Raw genomic sequence first — 21,411 nt, forward strand, 5'->3', positions numbered from 1 at the left:
CTTCGTGCCGTACGACGCCACCGCATCCGAGACCACGCCACCAGCTCCGTCGAGGGGCCGCAGACGGCTGCGCGGCGCCGCGGTCGCGCTGGCCCTGGGCGCGGTCATGTTCACCGTGGGCGCCGTCGTCCTGGACCCCGGCGAAGGAGGGGCCGCCCGCCCGCCGGGGAGCACCGCGGCGGCCGGACCGGCGGCCGGTTCCGTCGAGGCCCTCCAGGCGCGGGTGACCCGCCTGCCGAAGGATCCCGGCGGGTGGGCGGCCCTGGGCATGGCCTACGTCCAGCTCGGGCGCACGAACGCCGACCCGGCCGCCTACGCCCGCGCGGAGCGGGCGCTGCGCACCTCGCTGAAGGTGCGGGGCAGCGACAACACGGACGCGGAGACGGGGATGGGGGCCCTCGCGGCGGCCCGCCACGACTTCCCCACCGCGCTGGACTGGGCCCTCAGGGCCACGGCCGACGGACCCTACAGCGCCTCCGCCCACGGGGTCCTCGCCGACGCGTACACCCAGCTGGGCAGGTACGACGAAGCCGACGCGGCGGTCCAGAAGATGACGGACCTGCGCCCCGACGCCGCCTCCCTGGCCCGGGCCTCCTACGCCTTCGAGCTCAGGGGCGACACGGCGACGGCCCGCGAGGTCATGCGCCGCTCCCGCACGGCCGCCGCCACACCGGGTGAATCCGCCTTCGCCCACGCGGTCCTGGTCTCGCTGGCACTGCAGGACGGTGACGTCGAGGACGCCCTGGGCGAGGCCCGGGACGGTCTCCTCGCCGCCCCCGGCGACTCGGCGCTCCTGGAGGCCCGGGCCCGCGCGCATGAGGCACGGGGCGATGCGGACGGGGCGCTGGCCGACTACCGGGCGGCCGTGGCCGTCGCCCCCCTGCCGCACCACCTGCTGGGCTTGGGCGAGCTGGAACAGTCCCTCGGCCACCGCGACCAGGCCGAAGCCCAGTACGCGCTGCTGCGTGCCCAGGAGCGGATCCGGGCCACCACCGCGACGGCCGCCGACACCGACGCGATCCTCTTCGAAGCCGACCACGGCAGCCCCGCGCATGCCGTCACCATGGCCGAAGAGGCCCTGCGCACACGGCCCTTCATCGCCGTCCAGGACGCCTACGCCTGGGCGCTGCACCGGGCCGGCCGCGACACCGAGGCCCTCGTCCAGGCCGACCGGGCGCTCGCCCTGAGCACGCGCAGCGCGGTCTTCCACTACCACCGCGCCGCCATCCACCAGGCCCTCGGCGATCACGACGCCGCCCGCAACGACCTCCGCCGCGCACTGCGCCAGCCCGGCTTCCACCCCTTGTACGAACCGGCCGCCCGTGCCCTGCTCCAGCGAATCGACGCCACCCCATGACCCATGACGCCCCACGCCGCACCCTGACCACCGCGGCCACCCTGGCCACCGCGGCCGCCACCGTGCTGACCGCCACCGCCCTGGCCACGGCCGCGTGCCTGGCCGCCGCGCCCGCCGCGAGTGCCCATCCCCTGGGCAACTTCACGGTCAACTACCACACCGGCCTCACCCTGCACCCCGACCGCATCGATGCCCGCATCGTCGTCGACCGCGCGGAGATCTCCTCCGTCCAGGAACGCGCCCGCGTCGACGCCGACCACGACGGCGGCGTCAGCGACGCCGAAGCCCGTGCGTACGCACGGGCATCCTGCGCCACCCTGATGGGGCAACTGCACGTCAACACGGGGAGCGGGGAGGCGGGCTGGACGGCGGGGCCGGCCTCCCTGGCCTACGAGGCCGGCGAGGCGGGCCTGCGGACCAGCAGGCTCACCTGCGACCTGACGGCCCCGGCCGCGCTCTCGACGGCGAGCGACATCGCCGTGAGGACCGGCTACGACACCCAGCGCATCGGCTGGCGCGAGATCACCGCCGCCGCGCAGGGCATCAGGATCACGCGGTCGGACGTGCCGGCCGTCTCGGGCACCCGCGAGCTGCGCACCTACCCCCAGGACCCGCTCGCCTCCCCCCTCGACCAGCGCTCCGCGCACCTGCGCACCGGACCGGGGCGGGCGGACCTCGCGGTGCCGGCCGTCGCCGACCTGCCCGGCGCGGGTCTGGTCACCGGCCTCCTCGCCGAGGTCACGGGCGCCTTCAACTCCCTGGTCGGCGCCCGGGAGATCACCGTCCCGGTGGGGATCCTGGCCCTGCTCCTGGCCCTCGTCCTGGGTGCCTCCCACGCGGCGATGCCCGGTCACGGGAAGACCATCATGGCCGCCTACCTCGCGGGCCGCCGCGGCACCCGGCGCGACGCCGTGACCGTCGGCGCGACCGTCACCCTCACCCACACCGCCGGCGTCCTCGTGCTCGGTCTCGCCCTGCCCGCCGCCACCCACCTGGCCGGAGAAACCGTCCTCGGCCTGCTCGGCGCCGCCAGTGGCCTCCTGGTCACCGGTATCGGGCTGTGGCTCCTCACGGGCGCGCTGCGAGGCAGGACGCCGCACCACCACCATCACCACGGCGGCCACACCCACGGGCACGGGCACGGGCACGGCCATGACCACACCCATGGCCTCCCGCACGGCGACCACCACGGGCACGGCCACAGCCATGACCACGGACACGGGCACGGCCACGATCACGGGGCGGTGGGCGGGCCGGCCCACCGGACGGGCAGCGTGGCCACGCTCGCTCCCGCCCCCCACGCCCCTCCCGCCGCCGCCCCGGCACCGGCACCGGCACCGGCACCGGCACCCGAGCCGTCCCGGCGCGGCGGGAAGGCCGGGCTCATCGGCATGGGCATCGCGGGCGGACTCGTCCCCAGCCCCTCCGCGCTCGTCGTCCTCCTCGGAGCCGTGGCCCTGGGCCGTACCGCCTTCGGCGTCCTGCTCGTCATCGGCTACGGCCTCGGCATGGCCGCCACCCTCACCCTCGCCGGACTCCTCCTCGTACGCCTGCGCGAACGCATCGAAACCCACCACCGGATCCGCGCCCTGCGCGGCAACGCGCTGCTGCGCGCCCTGGCCCGCACCGGGCCGGCCGCCACCGCCCTCCTGGTCATCCTGGTCGGTCTCGGCCTCACCCTGCGCTCCGTTTCGGGTGCGGGGTGACCCGGACCCCGGGGCGCGTCCCGAACCGGTCAGGAATCGAGAAGCGCGGACGCCGGGGCGCCTCTAGCCTGCTCACCATGGACCTCACCATTCACACGGCCTCGCTCCCGCACGACGACCCGGACGCCTCGCTCGCCTTCTACCGCGACGTCCTCGGCTTCGAGGTGCGCAGCGATGTCGGGCAGGGCAGGATGCGCTGGATCACGGTCGGGCCGGCCGGGCAGCCGGGCACGTCGATCCTCCTGGCGCCGCCCGCGGCCGATCCCGGCATCACCGAGGACGAGCGCCGCACGATCACCGAGATGATGGCCAAGGGCACCTACGGCTGGATCCTGCTGGCCACCGCGGACCTCGACGCCACGTTCGAGAAGGTGCAGGCGGGTGATACGGAGGTCGTCCAAGAGCCGACGGAGCAGCCGTACGGCGTCCGGGACTGCGCGTTCCGCGATCCGGCGGGCAACCTGATCCGCATTCAGGAACTGCGCTGAGCCGTGCGGTTGCGGGCCCGCCCGGCCGGCCCGCCGGTCCACATCACCGAGCGTCCGGGGTACCCGCCGAAGCGGGTACCCCGGACGCTCGACGACGTTGGGGGAAAGAGAAGATGAAACACCACGGGGAGGGTTTCCATGTGTAAGCCCGAATGGCGGCGGGCGCGCGTCGAGGCGCAGCGCCTGGCCGATCTCGCGCGGCTGCGCCGCGTCCGCGACAGGATCGACAGGCAGTACGCGGAGCCGCTGAACGTCGAGGCGCTCGCCCGGGACGTGAACATGTCCGCCGGGCACCTGAGCCGGCAATTCCGCGCCGCCTACGGGGAATCGCCGTACTCGTACCTGATGACGCGCCGCATCGAACGGGCGGCGGCGCTGCTGCGGCGGGGCGACCTCAGCGTCACCGAGGTCTGCTTCGCCGTCGGCTGCGCGTCGCTGGGTACGTTCACCACCCGCTTCACCGAGCTGGTCGGCCTGCCGCCCGGGGCCTTCCGGCGGCAGGCGGCGGACGAGGCGGGGACAGCCCCCGACACGGGGTCGGCGATCAGCGTGGAGGGGATGCCGGCCTGCGTGGCGAAGCAGGTGTCGAGACCGGTCAGGAATCGAGAAGCCCCCGCCGCCGGACAGCCCCTAGCGTGATGGTCATGGCAACCAGCGCTTCCACCGCAGCCCGCACGTCCCTCGCGTCCGTCACCCTCGAGGTGGCCGACCCCGGGGACGCCCGCCGCTTCTACAGCGCCTTCGGCGTCGACGCGTACGTCGGCCTGCGGGCGACGTCCGAGGCCCCCTCCACCGGATTCCGCGGCTTCACACTGGGGCTCACGGTGTCCGGGCCGGCCACCGTCGACGGCTTCTTCGGCGCAGCCGTGGACGCCGGCGCCACGGTCTTGAAGCCCGCCGCGAAGTCCCTGTGGGGCTACAGCGGCGTCGTGCGGGCTCCGGACGGGACGATCTGGAAGATCGCGACCTCGGCGAAGAAGGACACCGGCCCCGACACCCGCGAGATCGACGAGGTCGTCCTGCTGCTCGGCGTCGAGGCCGTGAAGGTCACCAGGCAGTTCTACGCCGACCGGGGCCTGACCGTGGCCAAGAGCTTCGGCGGCAAGTACGTCGAGTTCGCCGCCGGTCCGTCCAGCGCCGTCAAGCTGGCCCTGTACAAGCGCCGCGCCCTGGCCAAGGACCTCGGCGTCCCCGTCGACGGCTCCGGCTCGCACCGCATCGTCCTCGGCGGCACCGCCGACGCCTTCACCGACCCGGACGGCTTCGCCTGGGAGGCCGCCGCGCCGCCCGCCCCCGCATCGTCCTGACGCGCGCCTCACCCCGTCCCTTGGCGCCCGCATACGGCGACTCCGTGGGGGGCCTCGGGGCCGGTGGTCCCGGGGCGTCGTCTACGGTCGCACCATGAGCAGCAGCAGCGGCGTGGTGGTGGACGGGGCGATCCGTGCGGCCTGGGACTCGTACCGGGTCCTGGAGCGACGGACGCCCGCGGAGGACCGTCAGGAGGCGCGGCGGCGGGTCGGCGCCGCGGTGGAGGCGTACGGGCGGGAGGAGGTGTCGCGGGGCACGGTCTTCCTGGTGGGTGTGCTGACCGGATACCTGATCGCCGAGCGGGCCGGTCGCGCGGACCCCCTGGACCCGCTCAGCGATCTGATCCCCGCCGTGATCCGCAGGCTCCCCGCCTTCGAGGCGGCCGATCCGGCTCAGGTGCCGATGGTCACCGGTGTCCTCATGGCCGCCGCGATGGGCATGGACACCGTGGCGTGGCGCGACCGGTTCGGCCGGATCACGGACGAGGAAGCGCTGGTGCACGGTTTCGTGCTCTGCCTGCTCGCCGACCTCTTCGATTCCCTGGCCGGGCGGCCCGGGGTCATCGACCGGATGATGCGGGAGACGTTCGACTCGATGGCGGCCGGCCACGGCTGACGGCGCCGGAACACCGTTGTCAGTGGGGCCTCGTAGCGTCTTGGGCATGACGCGAACCGCACACACCTTCGCCTACGCGGGCTCCTCCACGCTGGCCGGATCCGGCACCGGCCGCAGTCTCGGCCTGGAGACCTCCGGCGGCCTGACCCCGACCGGTCTGGAGGCCCACCCGCACTTCTTCTCGGGGTTCCTGAGCGCGCCTCAGGCCGCCGCGCGCGGCCTGCTGGCCGTCGCGGACGTGGCCGGCGCCCGCTACTTCCGGCGGAGCGAGCGGGCGTCCCTCGACCCCGTGGTCACCGCCAACGGCGACCGGCTGCGCTTCGAGTCCTTCTCCGGATGCTGCGGGGTCTACGCCCGCCTCGATGTGCTGCCCGAGGGGCTCGGCGGGGCGGACACCGGTCACGGCACCACCAACGTCGACGTCAACAACCCGCTGCGCCAGGCGCTTTCACGGCTCACCGACGATGATCCGCTGCACCTGCGCGTCGGGCCCGACGAGCTCGCGGTGACCACCCTCGACGGGCCGGTCGTCGAGAAGAAGGTGCCGCTGCCCGACCGCTGGTTGCGCGGCTTCGCCGAGGCCCAGGCCATCACCACCGGCTTCGACCTCCGTGCGGAACTGACCGCCACCGAAGCCGTCCGGTTCCTGCGCTCCCTCCCCCGCGGCTCCGCCACCGGCGGCGCGGCCGGCGGCCCGCTGTGGGTGGTCCCCGCGGGCCGGACCCTGCGCCCCACCACCCGCCCGGTGCCCGGGGCGGTGTGCCTGCCCGGCCCCGAACGGCTCGCCGCCTTCCAGCGGGTGCTGCGCCAGGCCACCGCCCTGCGCGTGTACGGGCCCGTACCCGACGGGGCCGCGCCCACGGCCTCCGCGTGGGAGGTCGCCCTGCCCGGCATGCGGCTCACGCTCACCCTCTCCCCCGAGGCCGACCGCGGGTTCTCCGGCGAGGGCGGCGTGCTGGAGGCCCTCGCCACCGACACGGCGGCCGACGACGCCGACCTGGTGGCCGTCCTGCTCGCCTGGGAGCCGCGCGTCGACCCCGGTGACCTCGCCGAGCAGTCGGGGCTGCCCGTCCAGCGGGTCCGCGCCGCCCTCACCCGGCTGGGCACGGCCGGCAAGGTCGGCTACGACCTGTCCGAAGCCGCCTACTTCCACCGCGAACTGCCGTACGACGCGCGGCGCGCCGAGCGGCACAACCCGCGGCTGGTCGCCGCCCGCGCCCTGCTCGCCGAAGGGGCCGTCACCTTCGACGGCCCGGCCACGGCGTACGTGGCCTCCGGCGAACGGCGCTACCGGGTGCGGGAGTCGGGCGGCGCGTTCAGCTGCACCTGCCAGTGGTGGGCCGACTACCGCGGGCGGCGCGGGCCCTGCAAGCACGCCCTCGCCGCCCGCATCGCGCGCGGCGCCGCCCCCATCGCCATCGCCAACGCCCATGCCCAGTCCACCGCCACCGCCACCGTCACCGGAGACGCACGATGACCAGCCCGCTCGACGTCCTCACCGCCGTCCGCGCCGGACATACCCGCCGGATACCCGCCCTGCTGGCCCGGCTGGACCGGGTACAGCGCAGCGACCTGCTGGCCGGGCTGAAGGAGCTGCGCGCCGAGCTGCGGGCCTCCGGCTGGGAGCGCTGGCAGGAGCGCGGGCTGGTGAGCCCCGCCCTGCTCGTCGCGGGCGCCGCCTGTCAGACCGGCGCCGCCGCCGCGGCCTCCTGGATCGGCGGCCGCGACATGCGCCGCGGCGGGCGCACCTGCGACGGCGAACTCCTCCAGGTGCTGGCGGACCGCGAACCCCGATGGCTCGGCGACCTCGCCCAGCGGCTCGCGGCCCGCCCCGCCACCGCCCAGGAGGACTACCCGCTCATCGAGGAACTCGTCCGGCGGGCCGGCTGCCCCATGCCCACCAGCGACGGCTGCGTCGAGGGCTGGGCGACGGCCGCCTGGTCCGAACGGGGCACGCTCACCGACGCGCTGCGCCGCGATCCCCACCTGGCCGTCTTCATCCCCCGCCTGTTCGAGACGGCGGAACCGGTGGCCGCCTTCGCCTGGCACAGCGAGCCCGGCGCGCAGCACCACTGGCCCGCCACCCTGACCCGCCTCGCGGCCGAGGGGCGGCTCGACCGCGCCGCACTCCTCGACGGCTGCACCGCCCGCCTGGTGCGCGGCGGCCCGGTCCAGCACCTGCGGCCGTACCGGTCCGTCCTGGAGGCCCTGCAGCCGACCGTGGAGGAGGAACGGGAGCGGACCGCCGACTGGCTGGCGCTCGCCGCCGACGCCCCCTCCCCCGTCGCCGGGCACGCGCAGGAGGTGCTGGCCCGCCTCGCCACGGCAGGCCAGGTCACGCCCGCGCTGCTGGCGGAGATGTCCGGCGCGGTGTTCTTCCGCCCGGAGAAGAAGCTCGTACGGGCCCAGCTGACGCTGCTCGGCAAGGTGCTCGCCCGGGAACCGGACGCCGCGCCCGAGCTGCTGCCGGTGCTCGGCGAGGCCTTCGGCCATCCGGACACGGATGTCCAGGAGCGGGCCCTGAAACTGGCCGCCGCACACCTCGGTGACGATCCGGCCCTGCGCGCCGAACTCGCCGACCGCGCCCATCTGCTCAGCCCCGGGCACCGGGCGCGGGCCGTGGCCCTGCTCGGGGCGGACGCCGCACCCGAGGAGGAAGAGGGCCCGTACCAGGAGATCCTGCCGCCGCCCCCGCTGCCCACGCCGCTCGCCCCGTCCCCCGAGTCGGTGGAGGAGACCGTCGAGCTCGTCTCGGCCGCCGTCCACGCCCGTACTCCGTCGGTCGAGGACTTCGAACGGGCCCTCGACGGACTGGTCCGCCAGGCCCACCGGGACCGCGCCGCCCTGGCCGCGGCCCTGCGCCCGGCCCTGGCGGACCGCTACTGGCTCGACCCCGCCCGCCTGCACTACTACCGCGACGAGCTGGGAGGGCTGGAGGGCGTCGCCGCCGCCGTCCTGGACGCCCGGCCGGCCGGGCCGAAGCAACAGGCGCTGATCAGCTGGCGCAGCGACTGCCACCACAGCGACGCCTTCGCCGCCCGCAACGCCCGCGTCGCCGAAGCCGCCCTCGGCATCGCGGCCGGCCCGCCGCCCTTCCTGCTCGCCACCCCCACGCTGACCGACGGATCCCTGGACCCCAACGTCCTGGTCGCCCGGCTCGCCGAGTACGTCCGCGTGGGCGCCGCCCCCGGCCCGGCGGACTTCGCGCAGGCCCTGCTCCGGGTCGACCGCGACGCGTCCGCCCTGCCCGGGGCGGCGGGCCTGGGCACCCCCGAGGGCGAGCGGCTGGCGGCGTGGATCGGCGGGGCGGGCCGGCCCGCCTCCGTCACCCGCCGCAACGCCCCGGCCGAGCACCACCGCTACGACGGCCATCCGGAGCGCCCCGTCCTGGACACCGGCGAGCGGCCCGTGGTCGTGGCGGAGTTCCCCGCCGCCTTCGGCGAGCTCGGGCGGGCCCGGAAGGGGGCCGGCCGCTGCTGGGACGGAGAGGGGCCCGAGGAGCTGATCGCGGTGCTGCCCCAGGACCGCGAGGTGCTCGCCGCCTGGTCGCTCGCGGCCGTCACCTCCTGCGCCCTCGACGACGAGCGCGGTGGCACCGACATGCTGCCCGGACTCGCCGCCGCGGGCCCCGCCGGACCCGCCCTGCACCTCGCGGTCGCCCTCGGCCTCGGCTCCCGGCACCCCGAGGACCGGCTCCGGTCGGTCGACGCACTGCTCATCCTCGCGGGACGCGGCGAGCTGGACACCGTACGTCTCGGCGCGGATCTCGCCGAGCTGCTGGAGCTGGGCACCGTCAAGCCCGGCCGGCTCGCCGACGCACTGCGTACGGCGGCCGCGACCGGGGCCCACGCCACGACCTGGTCCGTCCTCGCCGCGGTGCTGCCCGCACTGCTCACCGGCTCCACGGACCCGCGCGGTACGGGGGAGCTGCTGGAGACCGCCGCCGTGTGCGCCGAGCAGTCACGGGCGGTGGCACCGGAGCCGCCCGCCGCGCTCGACGCCGTCGCGTCCCGTACCGGCCGCTCCCGGCTGGTCACGCAGGCGGCCCGGCTCCGCGACGCCCTGCACCGCAACCGGGAGGCGATGGCCACGGCCGCGGGGTGAGACGGCCGTGACGGCGGCGCGGATCGAGGATCCACCGGCCGCGCCGTCGACCGCGGATGACGGGGCGGGCGCGGGACTCACGCGTGGTCGTACTTCAGGCCGATGCCGAGGGTGCTCTGCGCGGGGAGGAGCCCGGTGGCGACGATGTCGAGCACCGGCGGCACGAGCAGTTCGGCCAGCCGGGCCGTTTCCGCGGGCGTGAGCGCCTCCCAGGGGGCGGCCGCGAGCTCGTCGGTGAGCTGCTCCACCGCGCTGCGGACCCGGAGCCCTTCGGGGGTGGCCCGGCCGTCGGCTTCCAGCAGGCCACGGGCGGCCAGGCGTTCGCGCGCGGCGGTCCAGTCCTCGCCGGTCCACCGCCTGCTGGCGAACACCTCGTCCGGTGCGGCGCCGGCCGCGGCGTGCGAGACCAGGGACTCGGCGGGGCCGAGGCCGTGGGTCTGGAGGGCGGCGATGTGGCCGTCGCCGCGGTGCTCGCGCAGGATGGTGGCGGCCTGCCAGAGCACCTCGTGCGGCTCGTCGGGCCAGGGCAGGGCGGCGTTGGCGGCGGCCATGGGGCGGCCCGCGGTGTCCGCGGCCTCGGCGGCGCGACGGGCGAGTTCCGCGGCCTCGCGCAGCTCCGGCGAGCCGATCCGGTCGCCGAGGAGCCGGCGCAGCGCGCGGTCGACCGCCGTGTTCCGGGCCGCCAGGACCCGCTCGGGGGCCGCGGTCCGCCAGGCGGGCGCGGCGAAGCGTTCCACCATCCGCGGGCTGAAGCTGTAGAAGAGGGCGTTCACCACCCCCGGGACGGCCGGGCCGAGGGGCGCGGCGCGGTAGGCGAAGTAGCCCGGCCAGCGCTCGTCGGTGGCGTAGCCGAGGCTCGCGGCTTCCTCGGAGGCCTCCGCCGCGTAGTAGAGCGTGGCGTGCACCGGCTCCAGCAGCTGCCACATCTGCCGGACCGTTCCCAGATTGTGCTTCACGTCGTTTCCTTCGCTGTCTCGGCGCACATCCCCATGAACCTGACAGTGACTAGATTCCGCCATGACCTTCATCTTGTCAATGGCTACTTGTCGGCGACTAGATACGGGGTAGCCTGCTGTGCATGGCCGCCCCACGCACGTACCACCACGGCGATCTGCGCCGAGCCGTCCTCGCCGCCGCCGTCGAGGTCATCCGGAGCGACGGCGTCGCCGCGATCAGCCTCCGTGACCTCGCCCGCCGCGCCGAGGTTTCGCACGCCGCCCCTGCCCACCACTTCGGGGACAAGGCGGGGCTGCTGACCGCCATCGCCACGGAGGGATTCGACCTGCTGGCCGCCGCCCTGGCCACGGTGCCGGCCGACGCAGCGCACCGGCTGCGCGAAATGGGCGCGCGGTACGTGGAGTTCGCCCTGGGCCATCCGGCCCACTTCGAGGTGATGTTCCGGCCCGGGCTGCTCCACCACGACGATCCGGAACTCGCCGCCGCGAAGGAACGCGCCTCGCGCCCGCTGCACGCGGGCGCCCGCGACCTGCCGGCGAACGGGCGCGCACCCGATGCGCGGCGCACCGCACTGGCCGCCTGGTCGCTGGCGCACGGCTTCGCCACCCTCCAGCTCAGCGGCAGCCTCCCGGCGCCGGAAACCGACCCCGTCGAGACCTTCCGCGCGCTGGTCGACGACTCCCCGGCAGCGCCGGCCACCTAGGCCGTCTCTTCCGGACCTTGCCTGACCCGCGCCGACCGGCAAGATCCGAAAGAGGCGACCTGGCCGCCCCGCCCCGGAGCACGGCGGGGGCCGACGGGCCCGCCACACCCGTGCCCCTCCTACGGATCCGCCGGGGCGACGTACCCACCCTGCCGTTTCCGGCGGGTCCGGCCGGCCCCTCCCGGGCTCAGGCGTACGGGCTCCACCGGCCGAAGCGGGCCATCAGCCGCTTCGCGGCCTTCTCGTCCAGGCCGAGCGCGGCCGCGGCCTGGGCGGTGGTCAGGTCGGCGCGGGTGCCGCGGGCGGCCCAGTACCCGGCCCGCTCCGCGGTGACCTCCAGCCGGCGGGCCGCGCGCACCCCGGCCACCGGGGACGTGGTGGTCAGCCTGTCGATCTCCTCCTCCAGCTGCGCCAGGAGTGCCGTCACCGAGTCCGGCAGCGGGACCGCACCCGCCTCGACCCGGGCGGTGTGCCCGTCCCAGTCCCGGTCACAGGCGTCCGCCTGCTCGTCCCCCGCCTCCTCCAGGTCCGCGGCACCGATCAGCGCCCAGTCGAGACGGTGCTCCGGGCCGTTCCAGCCGCAGGAGCACACCGCGCGCAGCGCGGCGGCCCGGGGGATGCGCGCGGAGCGGCCGTCGTAGACGCTCCACTGCGTCACCGACTGGCCGGCCGAGCCCGAGCCGGTATCGAAGTACACCGGTCCCGGAACGCTCCCGTCGTCCAGGAGCACACCGACCCAGCCCTCGTGCGAGGCGCCGAACTCCTCCGTCGTCCACGTATCGCGACCCTCCACAACACCCTCCCGCCACCCGGCCCCCGGGCGGGTCCGGCCGGACCCGCCCGGCTCCGACCATGCCGCAGCCGCACGGGGACGCGGGCCCGAATCCACGGACGAGCGACTCAACGCCCCTACGGGCCGGCTTCCACGGGCCTGGACGCGTAGTGCCGCGGCCGGTGGGGGGCGCGCGGCCGGCCGGTCGCGGGCGGGGCGCCGTAGCATCGGGCGGAGCGGTACCGACCGGTGCGGCCACCGGCCGGAGCATGGCGCCCCGCACCCGGCGGGCCGCCGATTTCTGGGGGCGTCTCGTGAACCATCGCGCCGGACGCGGCAGCACTACAGGTCAGGGCGCCGGCGGTCCGGCGGCGGCCGGTGGGCTGCGGCAGGTCACCCGCCCGCTGCACCCCGCGTTGCGGCCGTACATGTGCGGTCGCATCGGTTACTCGCACCTGGCCCCGCCCTACCGGGTGCAGATGGTCCCGACCGGGCACGTCGTCGTGACGGTGAACCTGGCGGAACCGTTCAGCCAGGTCCGCCGCCTGGGGACGCCCGGGCCGGGCACCGGGCGGATCAGCTCGCTGGTGGTCGGGATGGAGGACCGGCCCGCACTGTGCGATCACCCCGGGGGCCGGCAGGAGGTGATCCGGCTCGCGTTCACGCCGCTCGGCGCCTACCGGCTGTTCGCCCTGCCCATGCGGGAGTTGACCAACATGGTGGTGGGGCTGGACAGCGTGCTGAGCCCGGAGACCGACGCCCTGGTGGAACGGCTGGCGGCCACCCCCGACTGGGACGCCCGGTTCGACCTGCTCGACGCTGTGCTGCTCGGCCGGCTGGACCGGGGGCCCGCGCCCGCGCCCGAGGTCGACCACGTATGGCACCTGCTGGCCGCCTCGGCCGGCTCGGTCCCCATCGTCGGCCTCGCCGAGGAGGTGGGCTGGAGCCGCAGCTACCTGGTCCGCCGGTTCACCCAGCAGGTCGGGCTGACGCCGAAGACCGCGGCCCGGGTGCTGCGGTTCCGTCGCGCCACGGAGATGCTCGCCGGCGGAACCGTCAGCCTTGCCGGGCTCTCGGCCGCCTGCGGCTACTACGACCAGGCCCACCTCAACCGTGAGTTCCAGGCCCTGGCCGGGATCACCCCCGGCCGGATGACCACGGCCACCCGGCCGGTCGAGGACGCCCTCGCCCTCTGAGGCGAGGTCACATTCGTCCAAGCCAGGTCCCTGCGCACCCTCCTACGCTTCCCCGTGCGGTGCCGGTCGTCACCACGTCGGCCGTGCCCGCGGGCGCGCCGGGGCGGGAGCAGGGGCGGGCGGCGTGACGGCACCGCGGGGGTGTGGCCCACGACGGGCCCGGGTGTCACGGGACGAGCGGGGAGGGGACTGCGATGACGGCGCCGTTGCGCGCGGGTGACCCACGCGAGGTGGGCGGCCATCGGCTGCTGGGGAGGCTGGGGGGCGGGGGGCTGGGGACGGTGTTCCTCGGCCGCTCGCGCAGCGGACGGCTGCTCGCGGTCCGGGTGGTCGCGCCGGAGCTGACCGCCGACGTCGGGTTCCGGCGCCGGTTCGAGGAGATGGTGGCCTCCGCGCGCGCCGTGAGCAGCTTCCACACCGCGCAGGTGGTGGACGGTGCCGCGGACGGTGCCGTGCTCTGGCTGGCCGGCGAGTACATCGCGGGGCCCTCGCTGCGGGAGACGGTGACGGTGCACGGGCCCCTGCCGGTGGCGGCGGTCCGGGCCCTGGGATCCGGTCTGGCGGAGGCGTTGGCGGGGGTGCACGCGGCCGGCCTGCTGCACGGTGGCCTCACCCCGGGCGACGTGATACTCGCCGGCGACGGTCCGCGCCTCACCGACTTCGCCCTGGCCCGGTTGTGGGACGCCGCGCACCCCTCCCGCACGGTCGCCGCCGCAGCGGGCGGCACCTTCCTGGCACCGGAGCAGGTGCGGGCCGGCACGACGCTTCCGGCCTCGGACGTGTTCGCGCTCGGCGGGGTGCTGGTCTTCGCCGCCACGGGGCGCAACGCGTTCGGCTCCGCGTCCGGTTCGGACGCGCTGATCCGGCTGGTCGACGGGGAGCCGGACCTCGACGGAGTGCCCGCCGAGCTGCTCGGCCTGGTCCGGGCCTGTCTGGCCAAGGACCCGGAACGGCGGCCGGCCGTCGGCGAGGTCCTGCGGAGCCTGGCCGGGAACCCTCCGGACGCGTGGCTGCCGTCGGCCGTGGCGGGGATGGTCGGGGAGCGCCAGGCGCAGGCGGGGGCGCACGGCGCGGCGCGGCCGCCGGGGCGGCGGGCGCTCCTGCTGGCCGCGGGGGCCGGGGTCATCGGGCTGGTGGGCGTACCGGTCGGGATCCGGCTCGCCGCGGGCGACGCCCCCGGGACGCCGGGACCGGCGGCCACACCCCCGGCCGCGCCACCGGCCACGGACGGAGCTTCCGGGCCCGGGGCCGTGCGGCTCGGCCAGGCCACCACGATCGAGCTCGGCCCCAACGACACCGACTCCCGGAGCCTCGCCTACAGCGCGGACGGCAAGCTCCTGGCGGTGGGTGCGCTGAACAAGGTGGTCCTGATCGACCCGGCCACGCGGACCAAGGTGGGAGACATCACGTTCAAGCGCGCCGTGAGCCACGTGTCGGCGGTCGCGTTCAGCCGCACCGCGGGCATGCTGGCCGCCGCCTACACCCTGCCGCCCGACCTGACCAGCAAGGAGCCGGACGCCCATCAGAACGGGAGGGTGGCCGTCACGTTGTGGGACATCGCCGCCCGCCGTGAGGCGGTGATGCTGTCCAGCCCTTCCGAGGGAAACCTGCTGGGGCAGGCGCACACGTTGGCGTTCAGCCCGGACGGACGGCTGCTGGCGCTCGGCCGGGACGGGCGCGACAGCATCGGCAAGGCCATCGTGTGGGAGGTGAGTTCGGGCAGACAGGTCGTCTCCCTGCCGGTCGGCCCCGGCTCGAACGGAACCTTCGGCCGGGCGGGCAGCGTCGTGTTCAGTCCGGACGGCAAGGTGCTGGCCGTCGGGTACGGGAGCGACCTGAAGGGGGCGGTCGACCTCTTCGACACCGCCTCCTTCGCCCCGGTCACCACCATCGGCCTGGAGGAGACGGACATCTTCGGTGTCACCGCCCTCGCCTACGCCCCGGACGGCCGGACGCTCTACGGGGCGTACGGCGGCATCGCCGGGTGGGACACGGCCACCGGAAAGCTGAGCACCACCTTCGCCGAGCTCAAGTCCCGCTACCAGTCGCTGTCCCTCAGCCCCGATGGGAAGATGCTCGCCGGGTCCGGCTCCGCGGGCCGTGGGGTGGTGCTCTGGGCCCTGCCCTCCGGTCGGCGGACGCCGGTGCCGACGGGGCGCACCGGCGCCGCCCTCGTGGCGTTCGGCCCCGACAGCAAGACGATCGCGGTGTGCACCGACACCCCCGAACTGCTGGCAGCGGTCCAGATCCGGTCGGTCGGGTGACCGAGGCGCCGGACGGGACGGATCCCCGTCACGTCGGGCCGTACGAGCTGGTACGGCGGCTCGGCCGGGGCGGGATGGGCGAGGTGTTCCTCGGGCGTTCGCCGGGCGGGCGGCTGGTCGCGGTCAAGGTGGTGGCCGCCGGACTCGCGCACGACGCCGAATTCCGCCGCCGGTTCGCCCTGGAGGTCAGCGCGGCGCGGAAGGTGGGCGGCTTCTACACGGCGCAGGTCGTGGACGCGGACACCGACGCCGTACGGCCCTGGCTGGTCACCGCCTACATCCCCGGGCCCTCGCTGCACCAGGCGATCCGGGACACCGGACCGCTGCCCGAACGGGCGCTGCGGGTGCTCGGCTCCGGCCTGGCCGAAGGACTGGCCGCGATCCACGCCGCCGGCCTGGTCCACCGCGATCTGAAGCCCGGCAACGTCATCGTCGCCGACGACGGCCCCCGCGTCATCGACTTCGGCATCGCCCGTGCCCTCGACGGCGGCCAGCACACCGGCACGGTGATCGGCACACCCGGCTACATGTCGCCGGAGCAGGCACGGGGCGAGCCGACCGGGCCGGCCTCCGACGTCTTCGCGCTCGGCTGCGTCCTCGCCTTCGCGGCCACCGGGCACAGCCCCTACGGGCAGGGCCGCCCGGACGTCATCCTCTACCGGACGGTTCATCAGGCCCCCGATCTGGACGGGGTTCCCGAGGAGCTGGCCGCCCTCGTCCGGATCTGCCTGGCCGCGGATCCGGGGAAACGTCCGCCGGTGTCGGAGGTGCTGCGCCACCTGGCGACCTCGGCCGAGGACACGCAGTGGCTGCCCGCCGGGGTGGCCGCGATGATCAGCGAGCTGCGCGGCGAGACGCTCGTGCTGCCGGAGCGGGCGACCGTCAGGGCGCGCACCGCTGACCGGCCGGTGCGCCGTCGGGCCCTGGTGGCCGCGGCCGCGTCGCTGGCCGTCGGCGGCGCCGTCTGGGCCGCGCTGTCGTTTCCGCTCCCGTTCCGCGGGGGCGGCGCGGGAGCGGTGGGAGCGGGGCCGACGAGCACGGTGGCGGCCTGGAGCGGCGACCCGTGCGACCTGGCCACCTACGAATTCCTCCAGCACAACCACCTCACCAGCGTGGGGCAGCACGACGACTTCACCGACGGCTCCGCGGCGGTTCAGACCTGCACCTGGAGGCTGGGGGCGGCGACGGCGGGCAACCACCGCTCGATGACGCTCGCCTACTCCAAGGCGCCGTTCCGGATGATTTCCGACCGCAAGGCGCCGCAGGACATGAGCAAGATCGACCTGACCGCCCTGGAGTCCGGCTCGGCCTACGCGGACCGGTACGACCGGCAGTGCGAGGTGAGCTGGCGCACCCCCGACGGCTACGCCGCGGTCGTCCAGGACAGTCCGGACGGTCCTACCGACTGTTCCGGCGTCGCCGCCCTCGCCGTCTACCTGTCGCCGAGGCTGGCCGGTGGAACGAAGCACACCTAGGACCCGCGCCGTTCAGTGGGGCGCGGGTCCTGCCGGCGAGCCGGCCCAACGGCGTCGGCCCTAGATCTCGTAGTCCCGCGCGAATTCGTCCCAGGGGGTGTCACGGAGTGCGGGGTCGGCTTCCTGGCCCGACGGGACGTGCGGGAGGTTCTGGAACCAGGCCACGGTGAGGGAGGAGCGATGCAGCACCGGGTCGAGTCCGGGATCGACCGGCGTCGAGCGGAAGACGCCGATGCACGTCACGTGAGGCAGCAGTTCGGCAGGGCCGAAGGCGCCGGCGAAGTGGTCCGGGTACTCGCGCGAAGGCTGCACGAGATGGACCGGGGCGAAGGTGAAATCGCGTTCGGCTTCCCGCCGGAGGCGCTCGACCTGCATGTCGTTGACCCGCTTGAACGGGTAACCCTCGATGAGCCCTCCGTAGGTCGAAGACATCCGCAGCTCGGTGAGCTCGATCGAGCGACCGGACGAGAGGACCACGTGACTCAGCGACATGCCGTCACCCTATGCTCATGCGCCACTTGCGCCACACCTGATTTTCAACGCCCCGGGGTGCGCGGTGAACTCGGGGTCCTGGAGCGGGAGCGGGAGCGGGCTTCGGCGGACGCTTGCGGTCCGACTGCACGAGGATTGGTCCATACCTATTGACCGCCCCCGTCGGCCCTCATACGATCCGGACCGGCACAGCCCCACCTGTCCCCCCACCCCACACACCCGGAGCCGGGCGTCGCATCCCCATGCGTTGGTCATGCCCATGACGCCCAGCGGGAAGGGAGCACCACATGCTCCGTCGGCGGTCACGCACTCCACGCCCCACGAGCGGGCCCCGTCCACCCGAGGATCCCGGCCGCGGAAACGGTGGCGGCCGGGCGTACGGGGCCCACCGCGCCGGGCGCGGGCCGTCCGCCCTGGCGCGTTCCCTGGCCGGAGTGGGGGCCGCCGCCCTCATCGCGGCGGGGATCGCGGTGTCCGGCACCGGGCCGGCCGGTGCCGCCGACGCCGAGCCGGTGGCCAACTCCGGTTTCGAGAACGGGCTCTCCGGCTGGACCTGCTCCGGCGGCTCCGGCGCCGCCGTCGGCAGTCCGGTCCACTCCGGCGCCGCCGCCCTCAAGGCCACGCCGAGCGGCTCCGACAACGCCCAGTGCAGCCAGACCCTGAGCGTGCAGCCCAACTCCGCGTACACGCTCAGTGCCTACGTCCAGGGCAGCTACGTCTATCTGGGGGCGAGCGGTACGGGCCTCGGCGGCGCACAGTCCACCTGGACGGCGAGCAGCCCGTCGTACGGCCGGCTCAGCGTCGGCTTCACCACCGGCCCGAACACCACCTCGGTGACGGTCTACCTGCACGGGTGGTACGGACAGCCCGCGTACTACGCGGACGACGTATCGCTCGTCGGCCCCGGCGGCAGCACCCCCACGCCGACGCCGACGCCCACTGCGACCCCGACCCCGACCCCGACTCCCACGCCGACCGCCACTCCCCCGACCACGCCGCCGCCCACCACGACGCCCCCGCCCGGTGAGACCTGTCCCACGAAGCCCAAGCCGTCGGGGAAGGTCCTCCAGGGTTACTGGGAGAACTGGGACGGCGCCGCCAACGGCGTCCACCCCGGCATGGGCTGGATCCCCCTCACGGACAGCCGGATCGCCGCGCACGGGTACAACGTCATCAACGCCGCCTTCCCCGTGATCCTTTCGGACGGCACGGTCCTGTGGCAGGACGGCATGGACGCCGGCGTCAAGGTCGCCACCCCTGCCGAGATGTGCCAGGCCAAGGCGGCGGGAGCGACCGTCCTGATGTCGATCGGCGGGGCCGCCGCGGGGATCGACCTGAGCTCCAGCACCGTCGCCGACAAGTTCGTGGCGACCGTCGTCCCGATCCTCAAGAAGTACAACTTCGACGGGATCGACATCGACATCGAGACCGGGCTCTCCGGCAGCGGCAACATCAACACCCTGTCCGCCTCCCAGTCCAACCTGATCCGCATCATCGACGGCGTCCTCGCCCAGATGCCGGCGGGCTTCGGTCTCACCATGGCTCCCGAGACCGCCTACGTCACCGGTGGCAGCGTCACCTACGGATCCATCTGGGGCTCCTACCTGCCGGTCATCAAGAAGTACGCCGACAACGGCAAGCTGTGGTGGCTCAACATGCAGTACTACAACGGCAGCATGTACGGCTGCTCCGGAGACTCCTACCAGGCCGGAACGGTGCAGGGCTTCACCGCGCAGACCACCTGCCTCAACAACGGTCTGACCATCCAGGGCACCACCGTCAAGGTGCCCTACGACAAGCAGGTGCCGGGCCTGCCCGCCCAGCCCGGCGCGGGCGGCGGCTACATGGCCCCCGGCCTCGTCGCCCAGTCGTGGAACGCGTTCGGCGGCTCGCTCAAGGGGCTCATGACCTGGTCGGTCAACTGGGACGGCTCGAAGGGCTGGTCCTTCGGCGACGGCGTCAAGTCCCTCCAGGGACGCTGACGTTCCACCGGCCGCCCCCGCGGGGCCCAGACCCCGGTCCGTACCGGGGTCCGGGCCCCGCGGCCGCGCGGTCCTCGCCCGCCGGGGCGCGGGGCGGGGATCCGCCGCTACGGGGTAGCGGCCGGCCGCGCGGTGCCCGGTCCGGTGGCGGGCGCCCTGCGGGCGTGCAGGACGTGCGCCTCCAGCGGCAGGGGGCTGCGGTCGAGGAGCTCCAGGCCGGCGTCGGCGAGCAGTCGGGCGTAGTGCTCGGCGCTGCGTTCGCGGCCGCCGACGTTGCACCTCATGTGGAGGTCCCAGGCCGTGGCCAGTGAGGGGGAACCGTCCGTCGGCAGGAGCCGCTCGACGATCAGCAGGTCGGCGTGGTCCGGCATCGCGCGGGCGCAGTGCCGCAGGATCTCGCCGCACCGGTCGTCGTCCCAGTCGTGCAGGACGCGGGAGAGGACGTAGACGTCACCGCCGTGGGGGACGTCGGCGAAGTCGCCGCCGCGGTAGTCGCAGCGGGCCCCGCAGCCCAGGGCGTCGAGCGAACGGCGGGCGGCCTCGATCGCGTGGGGGCGTTCCAGGAGCACGCCGCGCAGTCCCGGGTGCGCGGTGAGGATGCGTCCCAGCAGTTCTCCGTTCCCGCCCGCCACGTCGACGACGGTACGGGGGGCGGGGGCCCGCGCCGCCTCGGTGATCACCGGATGGGCCGGGACCGGGTGGAACATGCGCGAGCTCGCCGCCATGGACCGGTCGAAGAGGTCGGCGAGCGCGGGGTCGCGCGCGAAGTGGTCGAAGTGGTTCTCGCCGAAGAGGTGGTCGAAGGCCGGCTGCCCGGTCCGTACGGTGTGGTCGAGGGCGGCGAAGGAACGGTAGAAGGGGCCCGCGTACATCAGGGCCAGCGGGCGCATCGTGTCCGGGTGGTCGGCGCGGAGCAGGGAGCCGAGCGGGGTGAGCCGGAAGCCGTCCTGGCCGGCGGCGTCCTCGGTCACGACGCCGAGCATCGTGAGGTAGCGCAGGAGCGCGGCGAGGCCTTCGGGGTGGGTCGCGGTGCGCCGGGCCAGCTCCCGGGTGTCGGTGGCGGCGGCGGTCTCCATGGCTTCGGGCACGCGCAGGTGCGCGAACGTGGCGAGGGCCTGGGTGGTCCAGGCCCCGGTGAGGAGGTGAAGGAGCGTTTCGGCGGGCCGGTTCACGGCGGGGCGCTCCACATGGGCGGCGAGGGCCTCGCGGTGGTCGCCCGGCGCGTAGAGCTCCAGACGCCGGTAGCCGCACGTCGCGTCCGCGGGGGTGGTGAAGTACAGGACGGTGCCGTCCTCGTGCGGGTTGTAGCCGCCGCCGTCGGGCCGTGCCCCGTACCGGGTGAGCACCGCGCACAGGCCGCGCAGCACCAGCGGGTCGGGGCGTTCCAGTTCGAAGGCCACATGGGCCTCGTGGCCGAGGGCGCGCTCGTGCGCCGCGACCGGTTCCAGGTCCGACCGGTCGGGCACCGTGAGGGCGAACACTTCCACGGCGCGGCGCTCCCCCGCCCGTCCGTGGACGCGGGGGCGCAGGATGCGGACGTCGAGCTCGGCCGGGTCACGGCGGTGCCGCCGGGCCAGCCGGTCCCGTACGACGACGCTGGGCTGGGAGGGGGTGTCGGCGGCCAGTCCGCAGGCGGCGAGCTGACCGCGCAGGTGCTGCGCGTCCGCCGGGAAGAGCAGGATGCCCACGTGGGCGAACCGGCAGTGCGCGGCGAGCGCGGCCAGCTCCGGGCCGCGCAGGCCGGGCAGCAGGCGGGGCAGCAGGGTCGCCGTGCCGTGTTCCCGTACGAAGGCGGCGGCGGCGCGCAGGCGCACCGTGTCGTGCGCGCGGTCGCGGCCGGGGGCGTGGTCGTGGGAGGGGGCGTGGTCGTGGGAGGGCGGCGTTTCGCCTGGCGGCGCCGGGTCGGCGGGGAGGGTCGCTTCGTCGGGGAGGGTCGTCGTCATCGCGGAACTGTCCTCGGGTGGGTACGGGGGTGGGGGGACGGAGGAGCGG

At 75.1% G+C, this 21,411-nt stretch carries 16 protein-coding genes and 2 pseudogenes; 14 read left to right on the forward strand and 4 right to left on the reverse strand.

Features of this window, described 5'->3' with window-relative positions; all coding sequences use genetic code 11:
* Positions 1-4 precede the first annotated feature (4 nt).
* The 8 genes from ACGFXC_RS33740 to ACGFXC_RS33775 all read left to right on the forward strand — a co-directional run bounded on the left by ACGFXC_RS33740 (position 5) and on the right by ACGFXC_RS33775 (position 9,578).
* Positions 5-1,357, forward strand: a complete 1,353-nt coding sequence (locus tag ACGFXC_RS33740; RefSeq protein WP_393718708.1) for a tetratricopeptide repeat protein — start codon at positions 5-7, stop codon at positions 1,355-1,357.
* Positions 1,354-3,063 carry a nickel transporter gene (locus ACGFXC_RS33745; protein WP_393718709.1) on the forward strand — a complete coding sequence of 570 codons (1,710 nt, stop codon included), beginning with the start codon at positions 1,354-1,356 and terminating at the stop codon, positions 3,061-3,063. Before ACGFXC_RS33740 ends, ACGFXC_RS33745 begins: the two co-directional genes overlap by 4 nt.
* Before the next feature lie 77 nt (positions 3,064-3,140).
* Positions 3,141-3,551 carry a VOC family protein gene (locus tag ACGFXC_RS33750; protein WP_393718710.1) on the forward strand — a complete coding sequence of 137 codons (411 nt, stop codon included), beginning with the start codon at positions 3,141-3,143 and terminating at the stop codon, positions 3,549-3,551.
* A gap of 138 nt (positions 3,552-3,689) precedes the next feature.
* Positions 3,690-4,190 (forward strand): helix-turn-helix transcriptional regulator, encoded by a 501-nt coding sequence (locus ACGFXC_RS33755; RefSeq protein WP_393718711.1) that lies wholly within the window; start codon positions 3,690-3,692, stop codon positions 4,188-4,190.
* Positions 4,190-4,858, forward strand: a complete 669-nt coding sequence (locus tag ACGFXC_RS33760; RefSeq protein ID WP_393718758.1) for a glyoxalase — start codon at positions 4,190-4,192, stop codon at positions 4,856-4,858. The genes ACGFXC_RS33755 and ACGFXC_RS33760 overlap by 1 nt, the downstream gene beginning before the upstream one ends.
* A 94-nt stretch (positions 4,859-4,952) precedes the next feature.
* Positions 4,953-5,474 carry a hypothetical protein gene (locus tag ACGFXC_RS33765; RefSeq protein ID WP_393718712.1) on the forward strand — a complete coding sequence of 174 codons (522 nt, stop codon included), beginning with the start codon at positions 4,953-4,955 and terminating at the stop codon, positions 5,472-5,474.
* 46 nt (positions 5,475-5,520) lie between these two features.
* Positions 5,521-6,951, forward strand: a complete 1,431-nt coding sequence (locus ACGFXC_RS33770) for an SWIM zinc finger family protein (protein WP_393718713.1) — start codon at positions 5,521-5,523, stop codon at positions 6,949-6,951.
* Entirely contained in the window at positions 6,948-9,578 is a 2,631-nt protein-coding gene (locus ACGFXC_RS33775; RefSeq protein ID WP_393718714.1) for a DUF6493 family protein, read from the forward strand. The genes ACGFXC_RS33770 and ACGFXC_RS33775 overlap by 4 nt, the downstream gene beginning before the upstream one ends.
* 77 nt (positions 9,579-9,655) lie before the next feature.
* Here ACGFXC_RS33775 and ACGFXC_RS33780 read toward each other — a convergent pair whose 3' ends face one another.
* On the reverse strand, positions 9,656-10,504 hold the full coding sequence (locus ACGFXC_RS33780) for a hypothetical protein (protein WP_393718759.1): 849 nt from the start codon (positions 10,502-10,504) through the stop codon (positions 9,656-9,658).
* Positions 10,505-10,656: 152 nt separating this feature from the next.
* Between ACGFXC_RS33780 and ACGFXC_RS33785 the strand changes: the two genes are divergently transcribed.
* Positions 10,657-11,238, forward strand: coding sequence for a TetR/AcrR family transcriptional regulator (locus ACGFXC_RS33785; RefSeq protein WP_393718715.1), 582 nt, complete (start codon positions 10,657-10,659; stop codon positions 11,236-11,238).
* Positions 11,239-11,425: 187 nt separating this feature from the next.
* Here the strand turns inward: ACGFXC_RS33785 and ACGFXC_RS33790 are convergent, their stop codons facing one another.
* Positions 11,426-12,031: a hypothetical protein gene (locus tag ACGFXC_RS33790; RefSeq protein WP_393718716.1), complete on the reverse strand. Its 606-nt coding sequence runs from the start codon at positions 12,029-12,031 to the stop codon at positions 11,426-11,428.
* Positions 12,032-12,324: 293 nt separating this feature from the next.
* Here ACGFXC_RS33790 and ACGFXC_RS33795 point away from each other — a divergent pair, with 293 nt between their 5' ends.
* The 3 genes from ACGFXC_RS33795 (at position 12,325) to ACGFXC_RS33805 (ending at position 16,945) form a co-directional block, all read left to right on the forward strand.
* Entirely contained in the window at positions 12,325-13,206 is an 882-nt protein-coding gene (locus ACGFXC_RS33795) for a helix-turn-helix domain-containing protein (RefSeq protein WP_393718717.1), read from the forward strand.
* Positions 13,207-13,400: 194 nt separating this feature from the next.
* The gene (locus tag ACGFXC_RS33800; RefSeq protein ID WP_393718718.1) at positions 13,401-15,470 is read left to right on the forward strand and encodes a WD40 repeat domain-containing serine/threonine protein kinase; all 2,070 of its coding nucleotides are present in this window, start codon (positions 13,401-13,403) and stop codon (positions 15,468-15,470) included.
* Positions 15,467-16,945 carry a serine/threonine-protein kinase gene (locus tag ACGFXC_RS33805; RefSeq protein ID WP_393718719.1) on the forward strand — a complete coding sequence of 493 codons (1,479 nt, stop codon included), beginning with the start codon at positions 15,467-15,469 and terminating at the stop codon, positions 16,943-16,945. The genes ACGFXC_RS33800 and ACGFXC_RS33805 overlap by 4 nt, the downstream gene beginning before the upstream one ends.
* A 60-nt stretch (positions 16,946-17,005) precedes the next feature.
* Here ACGFXC_RS33805 and ACGFXC_RS33810 read toward each other — a convergent pair whose 3' ends face one another.
* The gene (locus ACGFXC_RS33810; protein ID WP_393718720.1) at positions 17,006-17,437 is read right to left on the reverse strand and encodes a hypothetical protein; all 432 of its coding nucleotides are present in this window, start codon (positions 17,435-17,437) and stop codon (positions 17,006-17,008) included.
* Between the two features lie 287 nt (positions 17,438-17,724).
* Between ACGFXC_RS33810 and ACGFXC_RS33815 the strand changes: the two are divergent.
* A pseudogene (locus tag ACGFXC_RS33815) lies at positions 17,725-18,282 on the forward strand (carbohydrate binding domain-containing protein); the annotation flags it as partial.
* Between the two features lie 174 nt (positions 18,283-18,456).
* Positions 18,457-19,419 (forward strand): annotated as a pseudogene (locus ACGFXC_RS33820) (chitinase); the annotation flags it as partial.
* 107 nt (positions 19,420-19,526) lie between these two features.
* Here the strand turns inward: ACGFXC_RS33820 and ACGFXC_RS33825 are convergent.
* The gene (locus ACGFXC_RS33825; RefSeq protein ID WP_393718721.1) at positions 19,527-21,362 is read right to left on the reverse strand and encodes a methyltransferase; all 1,836 of its coding nucleotides are present in this window, start codon (positions 21,360-21,362) and stop codon (positions 19,527-19,529) included.
* Between the last annotated feature and the right edge of the window lie 49 nt (positions 21,363-21,411).

The sequence above is a fragment of the Streptomyces sp. NPDC048507 genome (genome assembly GCF_043199995.1).
Taxonomy (GTDB): domain Bacteria; phylum Actinomycetota; class Actinomycetes; order Streptomycetales; family Streptomycetaceae; genus Streptomyces.